This is a genomic window from Flavobacterium sp. T12S277 (genome assembly GCF_048514875.1).
Lineage (GTDB): Bacteria > Bacteroidota > Bacteroidia > Flavobacteriales > Flavobacteriaceae > Flavobacterium.
In genome coordinates this window covers 181,119-204,165 of sequence record NZ_JBLYEG010000004.1, presented here as the reverse complement: position 1 = coordinate 204,165, position 23,047 = coordinate 181,119, and the positions used below count along the sequence as shown (strand labels likewise).

General features: G+C 30.1%; 22 protein-coding genes. All 22 read left to right on the top strand.

What is annotated here, in order from left to right:
* The first annotated feature begins 4 nt into the window (after positions 1-4).
* Positions 5-1,051, top strand: coding sequence for a dTDP-glucose 4,6-dehydratase (rfbB, locus tag ACN1CN_RS08620; RefSeq protein ID WP_419135371.1), 1,047 nt, complete (start codon positions 5-7; stop codon positions 1,049-1,051).
* Between the two features lie 48 nt (positions 1,052-1,099).
* The gene (locus tag ACN1CN_RS08615) at positions 1,100-3,592 is read left to right on the top strand and encodes an SLBB domain-containing protein (protein ID WP_419135370.1); all 2,493 of its coding nucleotides are present in this window, start codon (positions 1,100-1,102) and stop codon (positions 3,590-3,592) included.
* Positions 3,593-3,597: 5 nt separating this feature from the next.
* A complete protein-coding gene (locus ACN1CN_RS08610; RefSeq protein ID WP_419135369.1) occupies positions 3,598-4,674 on the top strand; it encodes a Wzz/FepE/Etk N-terminal domain-containing protein in 1,077 nt (358 codons plus the stop codon).
* Between the two features lie 30 nt (positions 4,675-4,704).
* Positions 4,705-5,892: a UDP-N-acetylglucosamine 4,6-dehydratase gene (locus ACN1CN_RS08605; RefSeq protein ID WP_419135368.1), complete on the top strand. Its 1,188-nt coding sequence runs from the start codon at positions 4,705-4,707 to the stop codon at positions 5,890-5,892.
* Between the two features lie 2 nt (positions 5,893-5,894).
* Complete coding sequence (locus ACN1CN_RS08600; protein WP_419135367.1) at positions 5,895-7,043, top strand: LegC family aminotransferase; 1,149 nt, start codon at positions 5,895-5,897, stop codon at positions 7,041-7,043.
* A 25-nt stretch (positions 7,044-7,068) separates the two neighbouring features.
* Positions 7,069-8,070 (top strand): 3-oxoacyl-ACP synthase III family protein, encoded by a 1,002-nt coding sequence (locus ACN1CN_RS08595; protein WP_419135366.1) that lies wholly within the window; start codon positions 7,069-7,071, stop codon positions 8,068-8,070.
* 11 nt (positions 8,071-8,081) lie between these two features.
* Positions 8,082-8,321, top strand: coding sequence for a hypothetical protein (locus ACN1CN_RS08590; RefSeq protein ID WP_419135365.1), 240 nt, complete (start codon positions 8,082-8,084; stop codon positions 8,319-8,321).
* Positions 8,321-9,073, top strand: coding sequence for an SDR family NAD(P)-dependent oxidoreductase (locus ACN1CN_RS08585; protein ID WP_419135364.1), 753 nt, complete (start codon positions 8,321-8,323; stop codon positions 9,071-9,073). The genes ACN1CN_RS08590 and ACN1CN_RS08585 overlap by 1 nt, the downstream gene beginning before the upstream one ends.
* An 18-nt stretch (positions 9,074-9,091) precedes the next feature.
* Positions 9,092-10,108, top strand: coding sequence for a hypothetical protein (locus ACN1CN_RS08580; RefSeq protein ID WP_419135363.1), 1,017 nt, complete (start codon positions 9,092-9,094; stop codon positions 10,106-10,108).
* Positions 10,098-11,066, top strand: a complete 969-nt coding sequence (locus ACN1CN_RS08575; RefSeq protein ID WP_419135362.1) for a polysaccharide deacetylase family protein — start codon at positions 10,098-10,100, stop codon at positions 11,064-11,066. Before ACN1CN_RS08580 ends, ACN1CN_RS08575 begins: the two co-directional genes overlap by 11 nt.
* A 27-nt stretch (positions 11,067-11,093) precedes the next feature.
* Entirely contained in the window at positions 11,094-11,717 is a 624-nt protein-coding gene (locus tag ACN1CN_RS08570; RefSeq protein WP_419135361.1) for an acetyltransferase, read from the top strand.
* Positions 11,718-11,719: 2 nt separating this feature from the next.
* Positions 11,720-12,742, top strand: a complete 1,023-nt coding sequence (gene neuB / locus ACN1CN_RS08565) for an N-acetylneuraminate synthase (protein WP_419135360.1) — start codon at positions 11,720-11,722, stop codon at positions 12,740-12,742.
* A complete protein-coding gene (neuC, locus tag ACN1CN_RS08560) occupies positions 12,739-13,842 on the top strand; it encodes a UDP-N-acetylglucosamine 2-epimerase (RefSeq protein WP_419135359.1) in 1,104 nt (367 codons plus the stop codon). Before neuB ends, neuC begins: the two co-directional genes overlap by 4 nt.
* Entirely contained in the window at positions 13,839-14,885 is a 1,047-nt protein-coding gene (locus ACN1CN_RS08555; RefSeq protein WP_419135358.1) for a nucleotidyltransferase family protein, read from the top strand. The genes neuC and ACN1CN_RS08555 overlap by 4 nt, the downstream gene beginning before the upstream one ends.
* Before the next feature lies 1 nt (position 14,886).
* Positions 14,887-15,609 (top strand): cytidylyltransferase domain-containing protein, encoded by a 723-nt coding sequence (locus tag ACN1CN_RS08550; protein WP_419135357.1) that lies wholly within the window; start codon positions 14,887-14,889, stop codon positions 15,607-15,609.
* Positions 15,606-16,529 carry a Gfo/Idh/MocA family protein gene (locus ACN1CN_RS08545; protein ID WP_419135356.1) on the top strand — a complete coding sequence of 308 codons (924 nt, stop codon included), beginning with the start codon at positions 15,606-15,608 and terminating at the stop codon, positions 16,527-16,529. The genes ACN1CN_RS08550 and ACN1CN_RS08545 overlap by 4 nt, the downstream gene beginning before the upstream one ends.
* Positions 16,522-17,265, top strand: coding sequence for an oxidoreductase (locus ACN1CN_RS08540; protein WP_419135355.1), 744 nt, complete (start codon positions 16,522-16,524; stop codon positions 17,263-17,265). The genes ACN1CN_RS08545 and ACN1CN_RS08540 overlap by 8 nt, the downstream gene beginning before the upstream one ends.
* Positions 17,250-18,233 (top strand): Gfo/Idh/MocA family oxidoreductase, encoded by a 984-nt coding sequence (locus ACN1CN_RS08535; RefSeq protein ID WP_419135354.1) that lies wholly within the window; start codon positions 17,250-17,252, stop codon positions 18,231-18,233. Before ACN1CN_RS08540 ends, ACN1CN_RS08535 begins: the two co-directional genes overlap by 16 nt.
* Positions 18,233-19,192, top strand: a complete 960-nt coding sequence (locus ACN1CN_RS08530; protein ID WP_419135353.1) for a Gfo/Idh/MocA family oxidoreductase — start codon at positions 18,233-18,235, stop codon at positions 19,190-19,192. Before ACN1CN_RS08535 ends, ACN1CN_RS08530 begins: the two co-directional genes overlap by 1 nt.
* Positions 19,176-19,850, top strand: a complete 675-nt coding sequence (locus ACN1CN_RS08525) for a hypothetical protein (protein WP_419135352.1) — start codon at positions 19,176-19,178, stop codon at positions 19,848-19,850. Before ACN1CN_RS08530 ends, ACN1CN_RS08525 begins: the two co-directional genes overlap by 17 nt.
* A gap of 564 nt (positions 19,851-20,414) precedes the next feature.
* Positions 20,415-21,863 (top strand): lipopolysaccharide biosynthesis protein, encoded by a 1,449-nt coding sequence (locus ACN1CN_RS08520; protein ID WP_419135351.1) that lies wholly within the window; start codon positions 20,415-20,417, stop codon positions 21,861-21,863.
* The gene (locus ACN1CN_RS08515) at positions 21,860-23,032 is read left to right on the top strand and encodes a hypothetical protein (protein WP_419135350.1); all 1,173 of its coding nucleotides are present in this window, start codon (positions 21,860-21,862) and stop codon (positions 23,030-23,032) included. Before ACN1CN_RS08520 ends, ACN1CN_RS08515 begins: the two co-directional genes overlap by 4 nt.
* Positions 23,033-23,047 lie beyond the last annotated feature (15 nt).

Here is a 23,047-nt window from a genome sequence, read left to right as displayed (position 1 = left end):
TAATATGAAGAAAATTCTTGTAACTGGAGGCGCTGGTTTTATTGGTTCACATGTGGTAAGACGTTTTGTAAATAAATACCCGGAGTATCAAATTTTTAATTTAGATGCTTTGACTTATGCCGGAAATCTTGAGAATATTAAAGATATTGAGGATAAACCTAATTATACATTTATAAAAGGAGATATCGTAGATGAAACTTTTATAAATGAACTTTTTTCCCTTCATAATTTCGATGGCGTTTTGCATTTAGCAGCAGAGTCACATGTTGATCGCTCTATTGAAGATCCATTAGCCTTTGTGAAAACGAATGTGATCGGAACAATGAATTTATTAAACGCTGCAAAAAATCAATGGAAAGATAATTTTGAAGGTAAACGATTTTATCATATCAGTACGGATGAAGTTTATGGCTCGCTTGGAACTGAAGGACTTTTTACAGAAACAACATCATACGATCCTAATTCCCCATACTCCGCTTCTAAAGCAAGTTCTGATCATTTTGTGAGAGCCTATGGAGAAACTTATGGTTTGCCTTATGTTTTGACGAATTGCTCTAATAATTACGGGTCGTACCATTTTCCTGAAAAATTAATTCCGCTTTTCATAAATAATATCATAAATAATAAGCCATTACCCGTTTACGGAGATGGTAATTATACACGCGATTGGCTTTTTGTCGAAGATCATGCGATTGCAATAGATTTAGTTTTTCATGAGGGTAAAAATCATGAAACCTACAACATTGGAGGATTTAATGAATGGAAGAACATAGATTTGGTAAAGCTACTATGCCAAATTATGGATCAGAAATTAGGTAGAAATGAAGGAGCTTCACAGGAATTGATTACTTATGTGAAGGATCGACCGGGACATGATTTACGTTATGCCATTGATGCCTCAAAAATTAATAAAGAATTGGGATGGAAACCATCTGTTACCTTTGAAGAAGGTTTAGAAAAAACAATAAATTGGTATTTGAATAACGAAGAATGGTTACAAAATGTAACTTCTGGTTCTTATAAGGATTACTATCAAAAACAATACTCTTAAACAATAAATAATTTCTTTTAAACGAAACGGTTAAATTATAATTTAAATATGAAAAAGATAATATACGTTCTTACTCTGTTTTTTACTTTACTTGTGTCTTTTAATGCAAGTGCTCAGGACATTCTTAAATCAAAAGATTTGAGTACTGTAAAAGTGGATTATTTGTCAGACGACGATTTGGCTAAAATTAGTGCTCAGTTAAAGAGCAATAATGCAACAATTGATCAGGTTGAATCAATGGCTTTGTCCAAAGGGATGAATCAGACTGAATTTAACAAGTTGAAGGTGAAACTTGCCGAATTCGAGAAGAAAAATTCAAAAGACGCTTCGAAAGATAAGAATAAAGACAATAAAACAAAAACAAAAGCAGAAGATAAGGATTCTGAGTTTGGAAGGAAACAAGAAAAAATTAAAAATGAAAAAATAAAAGATTCATTAAATGCTTTGATTTTCGGATCCGAATTATTTGATAATCCCACTTTAAATTTCGAACCGGATTTGAAAATGGCAACCCCAGTAAATTATATTTTGGGGCCAGGGGATAAATTAGAAGTTAGCGTATATGGTGTTCAGCAATTTGACGATACCGTTCCGGTAAACTTTGAAGGTAAGATTACTATTCAGAATGTTGGGCAGATAGCAGTAGCCGGAATGTCTATAGAGGCCGCTTCACAAAAAATTAAAGCTGCAATTGCAAGAGTTTATAGTACAGTTAGATCCGGACAATCTCAGGTTAGTGTTAGCTTAAGTGATATTAGAACAATTAAAGTAACCATTGTAGGAGGAAAACAGCCAGGGAATTATTCAATTTCATCTTTGGCTTCTGTTTACAATGCCTTGCACTTAGCAGGTGGCCCTGGTAAAAATGGCAGTTATAGAAATATAGAACTAATTCGTAATAACAGAGTTTATAGAAATGTAGATATTTATAAGTTTTTAGTAAAAGGGGACCAGTCTGATAATGTTAGTTTGAAGGATAATGATGTCATCAGAATTCCAGCTTATACGCAAAGAGTGGTAGTTGAAGGAGAAGTGAAAAGACCTGGGATTTTTGAAATGAAAAAGGGTGAGAAATTCGCTGATCTTTTAAATTTTGCGTCTGGTTTTAATGAGTTCGCTTATACTGCGTCGGTAAATGTATTACAGAAAACTGGAAAAGAATTTAAAGTTCATGATATCAACGAAAGTGAATATGGATCCTATGTTCCACAGTCCGGAGACGTTTTTAAAGTTACAAAGATTTTAAACCGATTTGAAAATCGTATTAAAATCGAAGGAGCAGTCTTTAGACCAGATTACTATTCGTATAATGAAGGAATGCGAATTTCAGACCTTATCACTAGAGCTGAAGGGCTAAAAGAAGATGCCTATACAAAAAGAGCGAGAATTCTTCGCTTAAAGACAGATCTAACAACCGAGATTGTAAATGTGGATTTAAGTGCTGCTTTGTCAGGTGATTTGAATGCTGATATTGAACTTAAAAGGGAAGATATTGTTACAGTATATTCTATTCTGGAATTTAAAGAAGAATACAAGGTAACGATCGATGGAGAAGTTAAGAATCCAGGTGAATATGAGTATTTTGAAAATTTAACGTTGAATGACCTGGTAGTTCAGGTTGGTGGTTTGACAGGCTCAGCATCAAAAAGAGTTGAAATTGCCAGAATGGTAAAGTCCGATGTAATTGATGATGCCGACCCAAAGAGAATTGAATTGGTTGAGCTTGAAATTACAGCAAATAATAACGAGCAGATTAAGAATTTTGTATTAAAACCTTTTGATGTTATTAATATAAGAAAAATGGCAGTTTACGAAAAACCGGAAATGGTTAAGGTTAGTGGAGCTGTTACTTATCCAGGCAAATATGTTTTGGCTAATAAAAAAGAGACCGTTTACAACGTTGTAATGAGGGCAGGTGGATTGACTTCAATTGCTAACTTGGATGGTATGAAAATTAAAAGACCAATCAAAGAGAAGCAGATTGAACAATTAGAGAGTATAAATCTTAATCTTGAGAAAAAACAAGTTGGTGAAGACGGGAAAGAATTAGATGTAAAACAAAAAGATACACTTACTTCTAAATTATCAAAAAAACTTAGAGATGAATTAAAATTTGCAACAATTCCTGTAAACTGGGAAAAAATTGTAAAAGATAAAAATCATTATTCGAATGTTACTTTGTTTCCTGGTGATGAAATAGAGGTGGCAGTTTATAATGAAGGAGTGAAAGTAACAGGTAATGTGTTGTTGACTTCTGAAATTCCATATAGAAAAGGAAAAGGATTTAAGTACTATCTAAACTCGGTTGGAGGTGTTGACAATAAAGGATGGAAGAAAAAGGCATATATAATTTACCCTAATGGTAAAGCAGCTGTCACTACTTCATTTTTGTTTTTTAGATCATATCCTACTGTTGAACCAGATTCTCAAATCGTTGTTCCTGAAAAGCCACAATCTAAGAAGATGTCAGCTGGAGAGTGGGTTGGAATTGGCAGCGTCATATCTAGTTTAGCTTTATTAATTGTAACCGCATTTAAATAATATTAATGGATAATAAATCGATTATAGAAAGCGAGGAAATTTCGCTTAAAGAGTTGTTAGGAAAAGGAAAAGAATGGTATTTTTATATACGTTCACAATGGAAAGTAGTACTATTGGTAGGAATTTTAGGTTCTTGTATTGGGTTAGTTTATTCATTTGTTAAAAAGCCGATTTATACAGCCAATTTATCTTTTGCCTTAGAAGATGATAAAGCAGGAGGAGGAATTGGAGGAGCATTAGGTTTAGCAAGTTCATTCGGATTAGATTTAGGAGGAAGTGGAGGTGGAGGAGTTTTTTCAGGATCAAATTTAACAGAGTTGTTTAAATCTAGATCTATGGTTGAGAAAACATTACTTTCCAATGTAAATGTAAACGGTAAGGAAATTTCTTTAGCTGAGATGTACATTCAGACCAATGGATGGAGAGAAAATTGGAAAAAGGATCAAAGATTGTCTAATGTTCAATTTTTACCAAATTCTAATCGTAAAAAATTTACACGTGTGCAAGATAGCCTTTTAGGAGTAATGTACAATGCTCTGTCAAAAGAAGGATTTTCAGTTGGACAGAGGGATAAAAAAGTAGCGATTATTAATATTAATGTTTCTTCTAAAAATGAATTATTTTCAAAATTTTTTTGCGAAACTTTAGTAAACGAAGTAGGTAAATTTTATATAGAGACTAAAAGTAAAAAAGCTAGAATTAATATGGCTGTTTTAGAGAGACAAGTTGATTCTATTCGAAATGAACTTAATGGTGCAATTACTGGAGTAGCAATTGCTAATGATAATACATTTAATCTTAATCCTGCATTAAATGTACGAAGGACTCCATCTGCTAGACGGCAAGTAGATGTTCAAGCAAATACAGCGATACTTACTGAACTAGTGAAACAAAGCGAGCTTGCGAAAGTAACTTTAAGAAAAGATACGCCTTTAATTCAAGTTATTGACAGGCCTGTTTTACCATTACCAAAAGAAAAATTTGAGAAAGCAAGAGGCTTGCTAATGGGAGGTTTTTTAGGATGTCTTATTGCTATTTTGTTTTTTGTTTTTAGGAGAGTGCTAATCGATTTTACGAAATAAGTTATTAAAGAATTTTTATATAAAAGATAGATGAATATTTTGAAACTAATTGGTAGGGAAGAAGAAATATTTGAAAAGGATATTTTCAATTACGAAACTAAATTGAAAGAAATAGTTAATGAATCTTCGTTTTTGGTTATAGGAGGAGCTGGTTCAATAGGTCAAGCGGTAACTAAAGAAATATTCAAAAGAAATCCGGCTAAATTGCATGTTGTTGATATTAGTGAGAACAATATGGTAGAGCTTGTGAGGGATATAAGAAGTTCTCTTGGATATATTGATGGTGATTTTCAAACATTTGCACTAGATATAGGATCGGTAGAATATGATGCATTTATTAAATCTGATGGTAAGTACGATTATGTTTTAAATCTATCAGCATTGAAACATGTTCGAAGTGAAAAGGATTCTTTTACTTTGATGCGAATGATTGATGTCAATGTTTTTAATACAGAAAAAACATTACAGCAGTCGATACAAAATGGCGTAAAAAAATATTTTTGTGTTTCTACAGATAAGGCTGCTAATCCAGTTAACATGATGGGGGCTTCAAAAAGAATCATGGAAATGTACTTAATGCGTAAGAGCGAGCAAATTAAAATTTCTACAGCTCGTTTTGCAAATGTTGCTTTTTCGGATGGATCGTTGTTACATGGATTTAATCAGCGAATTATAAAAAAACAACCTATTGTCGCACCAAATGATATTAAAAGATACTTTGTTACACCAAAAGAATCTGGAGAGCTCTGCTTGATGTCCTGTATTTTTGGTGAAAATAGAGATGTTTTTTTTCCTAAATTAAGTGAAAATTTACATTTAATTACATTCGCTGATATTGCAATTAAATATTTGGCAGAATTAGGTTATGAAGCTTATTCTTGTCGTTCTGAAGAAGAAGCTAGAGATAAGTCTGAAGAACTAATTAAAGAGAAAAAGTGGCCATGCCTATTTACAGCCAGTGACACTACTGGTGAAAAAGATTTTGAAGAATTTTTTACAGAAAACGAAATACTTGATATGCAACGTTTTGAGAACTTAGGCGTTATAAAGAATGATGCTATTTTTAAACAGGATAAGTTGGAAAATTTTTCTAAAAAAATAGCAGAGATGAAAGTAAATAAAGAATGGAAAAAGGAAGAAATTGTTGATTTATTCCACACAATGATTCCGAATTTTGGACATAAAGAAACGGGTAAGTATTTAGATTCGAAAATGTAATTATGAATAATGCTATTAATTCTACTATTTCTTTTATAAAAGAACAGTACAAAACGGAAAATTTTATACCTCTTCATGTTCCTCATTTTGGAGGTAATGAAAAAAAATATTTAATTGACACAATAGATTCTACTTTTGTTTCTTCTGTGGGAGCCTATGTGGACCAGTTTGAAGGAATGATGCAAAGCATTACTAATACCCAAAAAGCAGTTGCTGTTGTAAACGGTACAGCTGCTATACAAGTAGCTTTGCGTTTAATTGGAGTAAAAAGTGGAGATGAAGTTTTAACACAAGCTTTAACTTTTGTTGCAACAGCCAATTCTATAAGTTATTTAAATGCTACACCGGTTTTTTTAGATGTTGATTTAGATACAATGGGATTGTCACCCAATTCTGTTGCTTTTTTTTTAGAGGAGTTTGGAGATTTACGCGAAGATGGTTGTTATAATAAAAAAACAGGAAACAGGATAAGTGCTTGTTTACCAATGCATACTTTTGGTTTTCCTGTTCGCCTTGATGAATTAATAGAAGTTTGCGATAAGTGGAAAATTCCTGTTGTTGAGGATGCTGCAGAATCATTAGGTTCTGAATATAAAGGAAAACCAACAGGTAGTTTTGGAAAACTTGGTGCATTTTCATTCAATGGAAATAAAATAGTAACATGTGGTGGTGGTGGTGCAATTGTTACAAATGATTTTAAATTAGGAGAGAAAGGTAAATATTTAACTACTACAGCAAAAATTCCACATCCATACGAATATGTTCACGATGAGATGGGATATAATTTTAGAATGCCAAATTTAAATGCTGCTCTTGCATGTGCTCAATTAGAGCAATTAAATAATTTTCTCGAAAACAAAAGAAAATTGGCAAGGGAATATGAAACGTTTTTTTTATCTAATGGTGTGAAATTTAGAACCGAAACTCCAGATACAAAAGCTAATTATTGGTTGATGTGTGTAGAATTAGAAAATAAGAACGATCGTGATTTGTTTCTAAAAGCAACAAATGAGAATAAAGTGATGACTAGGCCTATTTGGCAGTTAATGTATCGTTTGCCCATGTATAGTAATTGCCAAAGAGATGAGCAAATTAACTCCGAGTTTTTAGAAGAAAGAATAGTTAATATTCCAAGTAGTGTTAAGATATAAATTAAGTTAATCTCACAAAAAAAACATGATTAATTCAAAAATTAAATTTATTGAATCTTTTTTTCCAGAAAAAGTATTAACTAATGATATGATTTCTATGGAGTTTCCTACTTGGGATTCATCTAAAATTGAAGAAAAGGTAGGTGTAAAGAACAGATATGTTGTTCAAGAGAATGAAACAGCATTAGATCTTGCATATAGTGCAGCTTCTAAGATCCTTGAAAGGTATGATAAAAACAAAATTGATTTTGTAATATTATGCACTCAAAGTCCAGAGTACATTCTTCCGACTACAGCATGTATTCTACAAGCTAAACTTGGTTTAAATAAAAATGTAGGTGCTTTCGATTTTAATCTTGGGTGCTCAGGTTATATCTATGGTTTAGGAATCGCTAAAAGTTTAATCAATACAAATATGGCAAAATCTGTTTTATTAGTAACGAGCGAAACTTACACGAAACATATTAATAAATTAGATTTTGCAAATCGAAGCATTTTTGGTGATGCTGCTACTGCTACAATTATTGAGGTTGATGAAAATGAATGCTTACATGAGTTTGTTTATGGAACAGATGGTAATGGAGCGTGTAACTTGATTATTCCAAATGGTGGTGCAAGAAATATTCGAGAAGATGATCCAGTACTGTTAGATGCGCAAAATGGCAACAAAAGAACAGAGAATGATCTATTTATGAATGGTCCTGAAATTTTTAATTTTACCATTACAACGATTCCAAAATTAATTAATGATGTTTTACAAAAGAACAATTTAGAAATATCAGATATTGATTACTTCATATTTCATCAAGCTAATAAATTTATGTTAGATTACTTAAGGAAAAAAATGAAGGTAGATTCAGAAAAATTTTATAATAATATTTTAGAGATTGGAAACACAGTCTCTTCAACTATACCAATTGCCTTAAAAGAATGTCTTGAAGATAATAAAGTCAAAACGGGAGATAAAGTTCTGTTGTGTGGTTTTGGAGTAGGTTATTCTTGGGGTGCAACAGTAATAACAATTTAATTTGGTTAATTATGAAGAAAAATGATTTTTATAGCAGATTTGTTGAGTTTTTAGAGATTGAGTCTATAAGTAGTGTTGATGAAACTACAAAATTAAAAGATTTAGATGAATATGATTCTTTTTTTGTATTGACTATTGTCGCTTTCGTAGATGAAAATTTTTCAACAAACTTAACATCTAAACAGTTAAATGAAATAGAAAGTTTAGGTGAACTAATGGCATTGATTGGTAATGAGAAATTTGTTGATTAATGATTTCTCTGCAAGATAAAAACATATTAATTACTGGGGCTTCTTCTGGTCTTGGTAGGGAGTGTGCCGTGATATTATCTAAGATCGGTGCAAAAGTTATTCTAGTAGGTAGAAATGAAACTAGACTAAATCAAACCATGACTCTTTTAGAGGGTTATGGTCACTTGTCGTATCAAATGGATGTTACAGATTTCGATAATATCGAGAATTTAGTTTCGGATTGCGTTAATAAAATCGGCAAGTTAGATGGATTTGTGCATTGCGCAGGTGTTGAATTAACGATGCCTTTGCAAATTATGAACTATTCAAAATATAATGAATTATTCTCTACAAATGCTATCGCTGCTTTTGAGTTTTCGAAAATTTTATCAAAGAAAAAGTATTATAATAGTCTAGGAGCAAGTTTTGTTTTTATTAGTTCTGTTACGGGTTTACTAGGGGTAAGTGGTAAAATAGGTTATTGTAGTAGTAAAGCCGCATTAGTAACTGGGGCTAAGGCTATGGCCTTGGAATTAGCAAATAAAAAAATCCGAGTAAATTCGATTTTGCCGGGAATGGTAGATACAGAAATGTTTCAAAAGATAAAAACAGAACTCTCAGAAGAATCTTTGTTAGATATTGATAGAAGACATCCATTAGGAATTGGAAAACCAGAAGATGTTGCTAATTTGTGTGCATTCTTATTGTCGGACTTATCTAAGTGGATAACTGGATCGGACTATATTATTGATGGGGGCTATAGCTGTCAATAATTTTAATTTTAAAAAGTAATGTATCAAATAAAAGTTTTAGAAAAAAATCAAATTGATTCTCTTCAAGTATTCATAAAAAATAATTGGAATGCAAATCACATTTTTGTCACATCAAAAAAATTATTATTGTGGCAACATGGTTTGGATTTAAATTTAAATTATTTAGTTGCTTATGCTGAAAATAATAATGAGATAATTGCTGTATTAGGATATATACCAACAAATCATTTTGATGTTAGATTGAAATCTGATGGATTGGATTTATGGCTAGCATTATGGAAAGGAGATGATAATTACCCTGGTGTAGGGATGGATCTTTTATATCATTTACAAAAATTTCGTAATCCTTCATCTATTGGTTCAATAGGTATAAATAAAAATGTAGAGAAAATTTATAAGATTTTGAAATATAAAATAGGGGAATTAAATCACTATTATTATACAAACCCCAAAATTGATAATTTTAAAATTATTTCAATACAAGATAAAAAGTCGAAGTTTTTTAATAATTCGGAATTGGATCAGGAAATAGAAGTTGTTAATACTCTATTTGAAGTGCAGAAATTACCTGAGCCATATTATAAACCTCTTAAAAGTGCAGACTATTTTATTAACAGATATGAAAGGCATCCATTTTATAAATATAAGTTTTGGTTGATAAAAAAATCATCTGAAATTATTTCTGTACTGGTTGTTAGAAAAATAGAGGTTGAAGAAACTTCTTGTATTCGAGTGGTTGATGTATTAGGGGATTTGTCAAGAGTCAAAAACATTACGGCTGAATTGAATAGAATTCTTGATGATGAAAATTCAGAGTATGTGGATTTTTTAAATTTTGGAATTGATGAAATAACATTTTATCAAATGGGTTTTTTGAAGAAAAGCAATTCCGAGATTATTCCTAATTATTTCGAACCTTTTATTAAATCTAATAATGAGATTCACTTTGCATATAAGAGCCTCTATGAGCCGTATGTAATTTTTAAAGGAGATTCAGATCAGGATCGACCAAATATTATACAAAATGAGTCATAAAGTTACAATCGTAATGTATCACTATGTAAGAGACTTAATACATAGTAAGTATCCAAATATTAAAGGCCTTGATAAAAACGATTTTAAAGGTCAAATAGAATTTTTAGCAAAAAATTATAATTTCATTACGATGGAAGAAATGATTGACAGCTATTACAATAAAACGTTATTGCCCAAAAATGCAGTTTTATTAACATTTGATGATGCATACATAGATCATTTTAATGTAGTTTATCCTGTGTTGAACAATATGGGTATTCAAGGTAGTTTTTTTGCTCCTGTTAGAGCAGTAATGGAAAATTCGATGTTAGATGTCAATAAAATACATTTTATTTTAGCTGCGCAGGAAAACATAAATGAAATAATCAAGAAAATTTATATATTATTAGATAAATATAGAGTAGAATATAAATTAGAGAGTAATTTATATTATTACACAAAATTAGCCAAAGAGAATAGATATGATATAGCAGAAGTAATTTTTATCAAAAGATTATTGCAAGTCGAACTGGAAGAGAATTTAAGAAAAATAATTACTGATGAGCTGTTCAAAGAAATAATAGGAGTAGATGAAAGCATCTTTAGTCGTGAGCTTTATATGAGTTTAGATCAGATAAAATGTATGTGTAAAAATGGCATGCATATTGGTTCACATGGCTATGACCATTATTGGCTTGGAAGTTTATCACGTGAAAATCAAAAGATTGAAATTGAAAAATCGTTAGAGTTTATAAAAGCTGTAGGAGGTGATTTGAATTATGCATCGATTTGTTACCCATACGGGAATTATAATGCAGATACATTAAGCTTGCTTCAAAATTATAATTTCAAAGTTGGAATGACTACACGGGTTGAAGTTTCAGATTTGTCTTTAGATAATCCTTTAGAATTACCTAGATTAGATACTAATGATTTGCCAAAAGCAGCAAACATTGAAGTGAATAAGTGGTATACCTAAATATAGACAATACTTTATATATATATTTTGTCAAATAAAGAAATTATTTTAATAGGCTACTCAGGACATGGTTATGTTGTGATAGAAACTATTTTGGAAAGCGATTTTGAAATTATTGGTTATTCAGATAAAGAAGAAACTTCATTAAACCCTTATAATCTTAAATATTTGGGTTTTGAAAACAATGATGACTTTATCGGTTGGAAAAATAATTTCTTATTTTTTATTGGTATTGGTGATAATCGGATAAGACAAAAAATTGCCAATTTAATAGAAAGTAAAGGAAAAAATGTTGAAATAATTATTGATAAAAGCGCACATATCTCTAAAACCGCAATCATAGGGAGTGGAACTTTTATTAACAAGAATGCTGTAGTTAATTCTCTAGCAGAAATTGGGAAAAATGTAATTTTAAATACGGGCTGTATAATTGAGCATGAATGCATTTTACATGATGCAGTTCATATTGCTCCAGGAGCAGTTTTAGCTGGAAATGTCACAATTGGAGAAAGAAGTTTTGTAGGGGCAAATTCAGTTATTAAGCAAGGTATTAATATTGGAAAAGACGTAGTAATAGGGGCGGGATCTGTGATTATCAATGATATTGCAGACGGAAAAAAAGTTGTAGGAAATCCTGGAAGAATAATTTAAAAATGAATAAAGTAATTATTATAGCCGAAGCTGGAGTAAATCATAATGGTGATATTCAAATAGCAAAAAAATTAATTGATGCTGCTGTAGATGCTGGAGTTGATTATGTTAAATTTCAAACTTTTAAAGCAGATAGTTTGGTAAGTAAATCTGCAAAAAAAGCGAGCTATCAAACTGTAAATATAAATGATGGTGACGATTCTCAATACACAATGTTGAAAAATCTAGAGTTGAGTCACGAGAATCATTTAGAACTTATGTCTTATTGCTCTGAACGAAATATTAATTTTTTCTCGACAGCATTTGATGTTGAGGGAGTTAAGTATTTAAATGATTTAGGTCTTTCATTTTTTAAAATTCCAAGTGGAGAAATAACGAATTACCCTTACCTAAAAGCCGTGTCTTTATGTAAAAAACCTGTTATAATGTCTACGGGAATGTGTTCTGAAAAAGATATTGAAAATGCTTTGGAGGTATTAGTTAAATTTGGATTGTCAAAAGAAATGATTTCTATTTTACACTGCAATACAGAATATCCAACTCCGATGAAAGATGTTAATCTAAAAGCAATGCTCTCTATTAAAGAAAAATTTCAGACCAAAATAGGATATTCAGATCATACGCTTGGTATTGAAGTTCCTGTTGCTGCTGTAGCTTTAGGAGCACAAATTATAGAAAAACATTTTACTTTAGATAAAACGTTACCTGGACCCGACCATGTTGCTTCTTTGGAACCTGATGAATTAAAAGAAATGGTGAAGGCAATTCGCAACATTGAACTGGCTACAAGTGGAGATGGAGAGAAAGTTCCGAGTGAGAGTGAAACAAAAAACATTGCTATTGCAAGAAAAAGTATTCATTTAAATAAGAATTTGCGAAAAGGGCATGTTATAACTGATGATGATCTTATTCCATTGAGACCTGGAGATGGAATCTCTCCAATGGAATGGGAAAATGTTATTGGAAAAAAATTAATGGAAGATAAGAAGGAATTGGATAAACTTTTATTTTCTGATATTCAATGAAAATAGGGGTATTAACTAGTTCGCGCGCTGATTATGGAATATATCTTCCTTTACTTCAGAAAATTAAAAAAGATGCATTTTTTGAGTTAGAAATTATTGCTTTTGGAACCCATTTGTCAAGAGGTCATGGCTATACGCTAAGAGACATTGAGAGAGATACATATAATTGCATTCGTACAATATCATCTTTGATTTCAAATGATAGTGAAGAATCTATTGCTTCATCTTATGGTTTAACTGTTCTAAAATTTGCAGATTTTTGGGAGACTCATAAATATGATTTAGTTTTTTGCTTAGGAGACCGTTTTGAAATGAGTGCTGCTATTCAGGCAGGAATTCCTTTTGGAGTTAAATTTGCTCACCTGCATGGAGGTGAGACAACATTAGGAGCGATAGATAATATATATCGTCATCAAATAACGTTAGCTTCAACTCTTCATTTTACAGCTACTAATATATTTACCGAGAAAGTTTGTAAACTTATAGATTCTTCAGAAAATGTTTTCATGACAGGATCCTTGAGCTTAAATGATGTTAAAGTTTTTAATCCAATAAAAAAACAAACTTTTTTCGAGAAATTTGGAATCCCAGAAGAAGAATTCATTCTAGTTACTTTTCATCCCGAAACGATGTCTTCACAAGATAATTTTAAGTATGCTGATGAGATGGAAAAATCTTTGAAGAAGATTTCAAAAGATAGGTTTATTGTAATCACCATGCCAAATGCGGACACACAAGGATCAATTTATCGTGATGCTATTGAGAGGTTAAAGTTGGAAGTTCCTGATAGAGTTTTGCTAATTGAAAATTTTGGAAAAACAAATTACTTTTCAGCAATGTATTACGCTTCAATTTTGTTAGGAAATACTTCTAGCGGAATTTTGGAAGCTGCTTCATTTGGAAAATATGTTGTGAATGTTGGAGATAGACAAAAAGGAAGAGCACAGAGTAAAAATATTATAAATTGCGAATTTGAAGAAAAAGCGATCGTTTCTTCTGTTAGCAAAGCCATTGAATCTAAAGTTTACACTGGCGAAAATATTTATTTTAAATTAGATGCGGCAGATAATATAATTAAAATAATTAAACAATTCGCATGAGAATTTATAAAGACCACTTAATTCTAGCAGGAAGTAAAATAAAACAAGCTTTACTTAAATTCAATGAACTATCACAAGATGCAATCCTTTTTGTTGTTGATAATGAAGATAAATTAATTGGAGCATTAACAGATGGAGATGTAAGAAGAGGTTTGCTTAAAGGATTTACAATAGAATGTAATGTTGATGAGATTATTCAAGACAACCCACGATATATTGTTAAAGGAGAAAATAATCTTAAAAAAATTATAGAATATCGCGAAGGTGATTTTAGAATTGTACCGGTTGTTGATGAAAATCACAAAGTTGTAAATGTTATTAATTTTAGAAAAATTAGATCCTATTTACCTATTGATGCCGTTATTATGGCTGGGGGACGAGGACAAAGACTGCAACCGTTAACAGATACGGTTCCAAAGCCGCTTTTAAAAATTGGCGATAAGCCAATAATGGAGCATAATCTGGATCGATTAGCTTTGTTCGGAATTGATGATTTTTGGGTTTCTGTAAAATATTTAGGGGAACAGATAGAACAACATTTTGGAAAAGGTGAAAACAAAAACGTAAAAATTGAATATGTTTGGGAAAAGGAACCTTTAGGAACTATTGGAGCAGTATCACAAATTGCAAATTTTGAGCATGACTATATTCTCGTTACAAATTCGGATTTGCTAACCAATATCGATTATGAACAGTTTTTTCTTGAATTTATAAAGCAAGATGCTGATTTGGCTGTTTTAACTATTCCATATCAAGTTAATATTCCATATGCGGTTTTAGAAACAAATAAAGGTGAGGTGAAAAGCTTTAAAGAAAAACCAACTTATACCTACTATTCAAATGGTGGAATATATTTGATTAAAAAGAAAATGTTAGACTTCATTCCAAAGGAAACATTTTTTAATGCGACAGATTTGATGGAAGAGTTAATTAGTAAAAATCTAAAAGTTATTTCATTTCCATTTTCAGGTTATTGGTTAGATGTTGGAAAACATGAGGATTTTGAAAAAGCTCATATAGACATTCATAATATAAAATTTTAAAATGAAAATATTAATAACTATTTGTGCTAGAGGAGGATCGAAAGGGATACCTGGTAAAAATATAAAAGATATTAATGGTAAGTCATTAATAGGATATTCAATTGACTTAACAAATAAATTAAAAGAAAAATTTGACGTGAAAGTAGCTTTATCAACTGATGATGAAGCAATAAAAGAAAAATCGAGGTCTTTCGGCTTAAATACTGATTATTCAAGACCAGATTATCTGGCAACAGATGCTGCGGGGAAAATAGATACAATAAGAGATTTATTACTTTACGAAGAATCTATTGCAAATAATAAGTATGATTTTATTTTAGATCTTGACGTGACTTCACCTCTGCGAACTTTAGAGGATATTGAAAAAGCATTAAATATTATTCTTGAAAATCCTGAAGCATTAAACGTGTTTTCTGTTAACCCAGCGGCAAGAAGTCCCTATTTTAATATGGTTGAAAAAAATGCTCAGGGGTTCTATTCATTAGTTAAAACTAATCCTGACGGAAGTGTAATGACTCGTCAATCTGCTCCAAAAGTATACGAGTTAAACGCATCATTTTATTGGTATAGAAGGTCTTTTTTTGATGCAGAAATAAAAAGTGCAATTACAGAAAAATCCCTAATTTATGAAATGGATCATGTATGTTTTGATTTAGATCATCCAGTAGATTTTTTGTTTATGGAATATCTACTTCAAAATAACAAACTCGATTTCGAATTATGAAAATACTGATTATAGGTTTAGGATCAATAGCCAGAAAACATATTGCAGCTTTGGAGAGTCTAAATGTAAATATGAATATTTATGCATTAAGATCAGATCCTAATTCTGAAACAGAACAAGGGATTGAAAATATTTATGATCTTGAAAGTTTGGACATTTTATTTGATTTTGCAATTATTTCAAATCCAACTCATTTGCATTTTGAATTTATTGAAAAATTAGCAAAATTAAATATTCCTTTATTTGTTGAAAAGCCGGCTGTACATACATTGCAGAATGTATCATCATTAATTAGCCTAATTGAAAATAGAAATATCATTAATTATGTTGCTTGTAATTTAAGATTTCATCCATGTATTGAATTTTTAAAGAACAAATTGGATCATGAAGATCTCAAAATCAATGAGGTAAATGTTTATTGTGGATCGTATTTACCTGATTGGCGACCTAATATAGATTTTAGAAAAATATATAGTGCTAATGCATCAATGGGCGGAGGCGTTCATTTAGATTTATTTCACGAACTCGATTATGTTAGTTGGTTATTTGGGCTTCCTAATAAAAGCAGCTCAACTTTAAGAAATGTTTCAAGTTTAAATATTGATGCAATTGATTACGCTAATTATGTATTAGAGTATGATACATTTACAACAAATATTACATTAAATTATTATAGAAAAAAACCTAAAAGAACTATTGAAATCGTTTTTGATAATGACATTTTAGAAGTAGATCTAATAAATAATAAAATTATAAATATCAATAATGAAACAGTTTTTGAAGTTACAGATTTTGAAATTAAAAAAACATATAGTTTTCAATTAGATTATTTTATGCATTGTTTAAAAGATAAAATAGAACCGATGAACTGTATTAAGGAATCAGTTGAAATATTAAAAATAGTCTTGAAAGATGAATAATAGATTAAAAAATAAAATAATTATTATTACGGGAGGAAACGGTCTCTTAGGAAAAGCAATTGTAGATCGATTACTTTCTGAAGGAGCATTTTGCATTAACTTTGAGATCAATCATGAAACAAATGAAGATTTGTCTAATGTGTTTTGTGATATAACAGATTCTTCTTCAGTTGATCGTGCATTAGAAATAGTTTTTAAAAAATATAAGAAAATTGATGGACTCATAAATAACGCTTATCCAAGAACAAAGGATTGGGGAAACAAATTTGAAGATATTTCCCTTGAATCTTGGAAGAAGAATGTTGATTGGCAGTTAAATAGTTATTTCTATTTAACACAAAAAGTTGCTTTAGAAATGGCAAGTCAAAAAAACGGAAGCATAATAAATATGGCTTCAATTTATGGTGTTGTGGGAGCAGATTTTAATGTTTATGAAGGAACAACAATGACGATGCCGGCAGCATATTCAGCTATAAAGGGAGCATTAGTAAATTTTACACGATATTTAGCATCATATTTTGGACCACAGCAAGTTCGCGTAAATACAGTTTCTCCTGGTGGTATATTTGATAATCAGAATGAAGTTTTTGTAAATAATTATTGTAAAAAAGTTCCAATGCGAAGATTGGGCACTCCGGAAGATATAGCGCCTACAGTAGCCTTTTTGCTTTCTGATGATGCACAATATATTACAGGTCAAAATTTAATCGTAGACGGAGGATGGACAGCAATATGAAAAAGTGTTTAATAATCGGAGCAGGTCAATTAGGAAGCAGACATTTGCAGGGAATAGTTAAATATTCTCAACAATTAGAAATTTATGTATTAGACACATCAACAGATTCACTTAAAGTAGCTGAAGAACGAGAAAAAGAAATTATTCATAATCATAATGTGAATTACACACAATCTTGGGCAAATTTACCAGATTATTTTGATCTTGTTATTATAGCAACTAGTGCTAATGTAAGGGAGATGATTATTGATGAATTATTAAAAAGACATAAAGTAAATTTTTTAATACTCGAGAAAGTTCTTTTTCAGGATCTGGATGCCTATGATAGAGTCAGTAAATTATTAAATAAAAATGCTGTGACTACATTTGTGAATCATCCACGCAGAATGTTTAAATCTTATGCGAAATTAAAGGAAAGTATTCAGCTTGATAGTAAGAACACTTATAGTGTTCATGGAGGGAATTGGGGTTTAGGCTGTAACGGTTTACATTTTCTAGATTTATTTGTTTATCTCTCAGGCAAAAGACTTAAAGATGTAAATGTTGAATCAATTGATGATGATGTGTCAGAAAGTTCAAGAAAAGGCTTTGTGGAATTTACAGGGACTTTAACCGGACGCTTAGAAAATGGATCTTTTTTCAGCATAACTTCTTCAAAAGGTGAGCCAAGTTCTATAACTGCAACAATCTTTAACAATGAGCAACGCTTTATTATTCAGGAAGGTGGGGTTTCACAAGTTTATGAATTAGCAAAAAAGAACTTGTTCAAACTTGAAAGTGGAGAATTTAATGTTTTATTTATAAGTGAAGCAACAACAAATATATTAGAAGATTTATTTGCTAATAATTCTTGTTTACTGCCTTCATTTGAAGAAGCCAGACATACCCATGAGTTATTTATTAAAGCAATGTTAGAAAAGTACAATAAAATTACAGGATTGCAGACTAAAGTTTTACCAATTACATAATGAAAAAGAATATTTTACTAGTAGGAACTGGCCCAATGGCATTAGATTATGCAAAAGTATTAATAGCTCAAAACATTTCTTTTCAGGTAGTTGGCAGAGGATTGGAATCAGCCGTAAAATTTGAATCTTCAACAGGAATAAAGCCATTTGTTGGAGGACTTGATAAATATTTAGAAAGTACAACTTTACCTAGTAACACATATGTTATAGTAGCGACAGGAACTGAGGCTTTAATGCCTTCACTTCTTTTAGTTTTGAAAGCTGGTGCATACAAAGTACTAATAGAAAAGCCAGCAGCAATTAGTATCGAGGAATTGATTGAAAACGAGAATAAGCTAAAAGCATTTTCTGAAAATATTTATGTTGCTTATAACCGACGATTTTATGCTTCGGTTATAGAAGCTAAGAAGATGATAGAAGAAGATGGAGGACTGCAGACAATGCATTTTGAATTTACGGAATGGGCACATAAAATCGAGCCATTAACTAAAGCTCCCGGTGTTAAAGAAAATTGGTTTTTTGCAAACTCGACGCATGTTGTAGATCTTGCATTTTTTTTAGCTGGTAAACCAACGCAATGGAATGCTTATTCTAAAGCTGGAACTTTAAAGTGGCATTCAAAAACTAATTTTACTGGAGCAGGAATCACAGAAAAAGGTGTTTTGTTTAGTTATTTATCCAATTGGGAAAGTGCAGGAAGGTGGGCAGTAGAATTGCTTACAGAAAAGCGAAGAATTTATTTGAAACCTATGGAGAGTTTAAGTGTTCAAGAGAAGGGAGTAATTTCAATTATAGATCACAAAATTGATGATTCTTTAGAATTGCAATTTAAACCTGGATTATATCGCCAAGTCACTACTTATGTTAATGATGAAACGAGTGATCTTATAACTTTAAGTGAGCATATTGAAAATTCACGATCTATTTATAAGGAAATGTTGTATGGCAAAGAAGATTAAAGTTTTAATTATTACAGATTCTTTAGGATTTCCGAGAAGTACGCCCGAATTGCTTTTATATGAAGAAACGTATATTGCTTTATTAAGAAATAAATTTGCGGACTATGATATAATTCACCAAGGTAGAGGAGGAGCAACAATAAGAGAGTTATATAATCATTCAACTTATTATCACGAAACATTAAATCCAGATATTGTTATTATACAATCTGGAATTGTTGATTGTGCTCCACGTGCACTGACTTTGACCGAACAACATATTATTTCTCGTTTGCCATTCGTAAGTAAGATTTTAATAAGTTTAGTCAAGAAAAATAGTAATTTTCTAAGGAGATATAGAAAGATTAAATATACTCCTGTTGAAATTTATCAAGAATATATTAGAAAATTTAATGCGTTGTTTCAAAATACTTATTGGATTGGGATATTACCAGCTTCAGATGATTATGAAAAACAACTGCATAATATTAAGAAAAGTATATTTACGTATAATGATATTCTGAAAAAGGAAAACACTAATGATAAGTATGTAAGTTTAGTTAATTATACAGATTTTGATATTATGTCAGATTTCCATCATTTGAACAAGTCTGGGCACGCTAAATTATTTAAAGATATAAGTGTTTTTTTAAGCAATGGGGCAAAAGATATTTCATAAGTAGAATATACCCCATTAATTTAATAATAGTAATATCATCAGATAACAAATCTTTTAAAAATCATTTAGGAGTAGTATTGTAAGTAAACAAACTTCTTTGTTCGCTATTTTTCTTTATACAAGGTTCATGTCTCCCGAAGAATATGTGTTTAGAATATCATTATGACGGGCATTATTATCTGTTATATCTGAAGTTGTCTAAAAGCATATATAAAAATCCTAAAAAAAATGTGGACTGTTTTTTCTAAGTATTATCAAATTCTCTGGTCATTATATGATAAAGAAGTAGTTTCAAATGCATTCAAATTATAAATGGTGCTAAATTTTATAAAGGTAAATTATATTGAAATGATTGCAGGATCGTGTGCCTGTTATAGTTTAAGTATAAAATCTTTATAAATGAATTTTCTAAATTTTGAATTTCTAAAATTATTCCAAAAAACTCAAAAAATATTTTGAAATCTTTTTTTATAAATAGTAAAGATTGTCCGTTGGATTTAAATCAATCTCAGATTAATAATTTAAATGCAATAACTGAAATTTTAATTAACAGTAATTTAAATAATGTCAAATAATTTTATAGGATTTTTAAAGCATGGTGGGAATTATCTAATTTCTAGTTTAGCTACAGGTGCTTTAGCTTTTATTTCAATCCCTATTTACACCAGATTGCTTAGTACTGAAGATTATGGTGTTGTTAGTATTTTTTTAGGCTTAGTTAGTATTATGGCAAGTCTAATGGCTTTTAGTGCGGATCGATCGGTTAGTAGATATTATTTTGATCAAAAAGACGAACTTGATTTTAAAAGATTCGTTGGTACTTCGTCAACCTTATCGTTAGTTTTTTTTTCTATAAATGCTTTTGTATTATTTTTATTTGCTGATGAATTCGGAAAGTTGGTAGGGCTTAATAAAGAAGTGGTTTATTTAATTATACCAATTTCAGGCATAAACATAATTGGATTAACTTTTGAACAGATTTATGGTCCTTTAAGAAGAAGTAAGGAAGTTGCGACTTCTTCTATTTTGAAAGTGTGTTTAGGATTTGCATTTTCAGTCGCACTAATTTGTTTATTTAAAAAAGATAAATTTTATGGTCAAATTTTTGGTCAAATTCTTGCAGGACTGTGCATTGTAATTTTTTGGATCCGTCTTATAAAACCTTTTTTTAAATGGTCTTTTGATGTTTCTTATATAAAATATATTTTTACCTACTCTGTCCCTTTAATTCCTTATGCAATTAGTGGTGTAATAATTGAACAGTTTGGGAAAATTGCAATTGGCAGTTCCCAAAATATAAGTCACGCAGGTTTTTATAGTTTAGCATTAACTATTGGTAGTATCGTGAATATAGTCATTGGTGTAACTCATCAAGCTTGGAATCCATATTATTTTGAGTATATGAATTCTAAAAACTACAATCAGCTAGATAAGGATTTTATAAAAATTTTTAAATTGACAATATTAGTTGCTTTTGGTGTTGCTTCTTTTGGTAAAGAAATCGGATTATTATTGGCGAAAAAAGAATTTTCAGAGTCATTATACTTAGTTCCAATATTTACAATTGGGTATATTTTTTCACAATTGTCATTTGCTTACATAAGAAATTTTGGATATACTAAAAAAACTCAATATATGAGTATAACAATTCTTATGAGCGGTATCTCTAATGTATTGTTAAATATATTATTGATAAAGTCATTCGGAGAATTAGGGGCTGCAATTTCTTTTGTATTGTCATATGTTATTATGACTGTTCTGGCGTGGTTAATTAATACCTATTTTGTGAAACTTCATTCAACATCTTGGAAATCATTATTGATGCCCTTATTTTTAGTTATTCCTTTTTATGTGTTCTTGTATTTTGTATTTCGTCTTGAATCTTTTTTATTAGGGATAATTATTAAAGGACTATTAGTTGTTCTTCTTTCGATTTTTATTTTTTGGGCTGAAAGAAAATCGATACTATTACTTGTACTAAAAATTAAAGCCAATATAAACCAAAAAAAATGAGTCGATATCAAAAAAATCATTTTGGATTATATAAATTAATTTATGATTCGTTCAAAAATGAGATTGCATTAGAGAATCATATAGCTGATAAACTTTCAAAACCCAATGGATTTGTTCCTTTTAAAGTTCTTCAATTTTCTTCAATTTTTTTAAAGCCAGGTTTTTTTTATTTTGCATTGATATATACTCTTTGTTTTTTTGCGGTTTTATTGCAATTTGTAATAGGTATTTTATTTTTTGGTTTTTATTTAACCCGGTTAATTACTTTACCTAAAGGTCAAAAAGACTTAATTATAACATCTAAATCTCACATGGATATAGTAAGAGATGCGATTAGTCAACTTGATCTATCTCAAAATCATTTTATTAATGCGAGTAATATTAATTTAATTTTTTTAGTAAAAAAAAATCGATTAATTAAATATTTTTTTTTCATAATAGGATTCACTAAACACATCATATTAAATTCAGATAGTGTTTTTGTTTTTTTATTAAATTATAAGGATCTATTAAAATTATATCTACTTTCTGTCTATATAATAGATAATTCTGAAGTTGCTGTTGTAACGGAAGATCATTATCAACGATTTGCTTTTATTATTTCTAATTTGGAATGTTCCAATTTTGTGATTGTCCAACATGGCTATATAGATAATTCAATTAAATTTCCATCAGAATTTGGTGAAATTAATAATTTACTGTTAAGAGATCTACAGTTTTTGAAATCTTTTGAAGTTTATTATAAAGTGAATAGTTATAGTATACTTGCGAGAAATACGACTTCTATATTTTCTTCTGAAAATTTAAGAGCTTCTTGTTTTTTAGCTTCTTCTTCACCATTTATTGATTCTGAAATTAAATTTGCTCAATTTTTTAAAAATAAATTTAATATAAAATTAATAGTAAAAAAACATCCTAGGCATGTTTATAATCGTGAAAAACTTAAAATTTTGCTTAGTTTTGCTGATGAAGAATGGGTTGATGACGTTCGTTTTCCTAATTCACGTTTATTTATTAGTCATGGTTCTTTTCTAGAGTTTGAATATAAATCAGCTGCATCATTTACTTTTAAATTATCGGATTATTTTTGTATCGAGGAACTTTTTGAGGATCCATCGTTTAACGAAGCCATGATTTTAGTAAAAAATGAACAGAATCGTAATATCTAGAAAATTTTAATTTTA

Bases quoted from the DNA above. Each gene is read 5' to 3' on its own strand.
- ACN1CN_RS08540 (WP_419135355.1), top strand. From the start codon at position 16,522: ATGAATAATAGATTAAAAAATAAAATAATTATTATTACGGGAGGAAAC.
- ACN1CN_RS08525 (WP_419135352.1), top strand. From the start codon at position 19,176: ATGGCAAAGAAGATTAAAGTTTTAATTATTACAGATTCTTTAGGATTT.
- ACN1CN_RS08535 (WP_419135354.1), top strand. From the start codon at position 17,250: ATGGACAGCAATATGAAAAAGTGTTTAATAATCGGAGCAGGTCAATTA.
- ACN1CN_RS08590 (WP_419135365.1), top strand. From the start codon at position 8,082: ATGAAGAAAAATGATTTTTATAGCAGATTTGTTGAGTTTTTAGAGATT.
- ACN1CN_RS08555 (WP_419135358.1), top strand. From the start codon at position 13,839: ATGAGAATTTATAAAGACCACTTAATTCTAGCAGGAAGTAAAATAAAA.
- neuB (WP_419135360.1), top strand. From the start codon at position 11,720: ATGAATAAAGTAATTATTATAGCCGAAGCTGGAGTAAATCATAATGGT.
- ACN1CN_RS08575 (WP_419135362.1), top strand. From the start codon at position 10,098: ATGAGTCATAAAGTTACAATCGTAATGTATCACTATGTAAGAGACTTA.
- ACN1CN_RS08520 (WP_419135351.1), top strand. From the start codon at position 20,415: ATGTCAAATAATTTTATAGGATTTTTAAAGCATGGTGGGAATTATCTA.
- ACN1CN_RS08545 (WP_419135356.1), top strand. From the start codon at position 15,606: ATGAAAATACTGATTATAGGTTTAGGATCAATAGCCAGAAAACATATT.
- ACN1CN_RS08610 (WP_419135369.1), top strand. From the start codon at position 3,598: ATGGATAATAAATCGATTATAGAAAGCGAGGAAATTTCGCTTAAAGAG.
- ACN1CN_RS08530 (WP_419135353.1), top strand. From the start codon at position 18,233: ATGAAAAAGAATATTTTACTAGTAGGAACTGGCCCAATGGCATTAGAT.
- neuC (WP_419135359.1), top strand. From the start codon at position 12,739: ATGAAAATAGGGGTATTAACTAGTTCGCGCGCTGATTATGGAATATAT.
- ACN1CN_RS08550 (WP_419135357.1), top strand. From the start codon at position 14,887: ATGAAAATATTAATAACTATTTGTGCTAGAGGAGGATCGAAAGGGATA.
- ACN1CN_RS08600 (WP_419135367.1), top strand. From the start codon at position 5,895: ATGAATAATGCTATTAATTCTACTATTTCTTTTATAAAAGAACAGTAC.
- ACN1CN_RS08515 (WP_419135350.1), top strand. From the start codon at position 21,860: ATGAGTCGATATCAAAAAAATCATTTTGGATTATATAAATTAATTTAT.
- rfbB (WP_419135371.1), top strand. From the start codon at position 5: ATGAAGAAAATTCTTGTAACTGGAGGCGCTGGTTTTATTGGTTCACAT.
- ACN1CN_RS08580 (WP_419135363.1), top strand. From the start codon at position 9,092: ATGTATCAAATAAAAGTTTTAGAAAAAAATCAAATTGATTCTCTTCAA.
- ACN1CN_RS08585 (WP_419135364.1), top strand. From the start codon at position 8,321: ATGATTTCTCTGCAAGATAAAAACATATTAATTACTGGGGCTTCTTCT.
- ACN1CN_RS08605 (WP_419135368.1), top strand. From the start codon at position 4,705: ATGAATATTTTGAAACTAATTGGTAGGGAAGAAGAAATATTTGAAAAG.
- ACN1CN_RS08615 (WP_419135370.1), top strand. From the start codon at position 1,100: ATGAAAAAGATAATATACGTTCTTACTCTGTTTTTTACTTTACTTGTG.
- ACN1CN_RS08595 (WP_419135366.1), top strand. From the start codon at position 7,069: ATGATTAATTCAAAAATTAAATTTATTGAATCTTTTTTTCCAGAAAAA.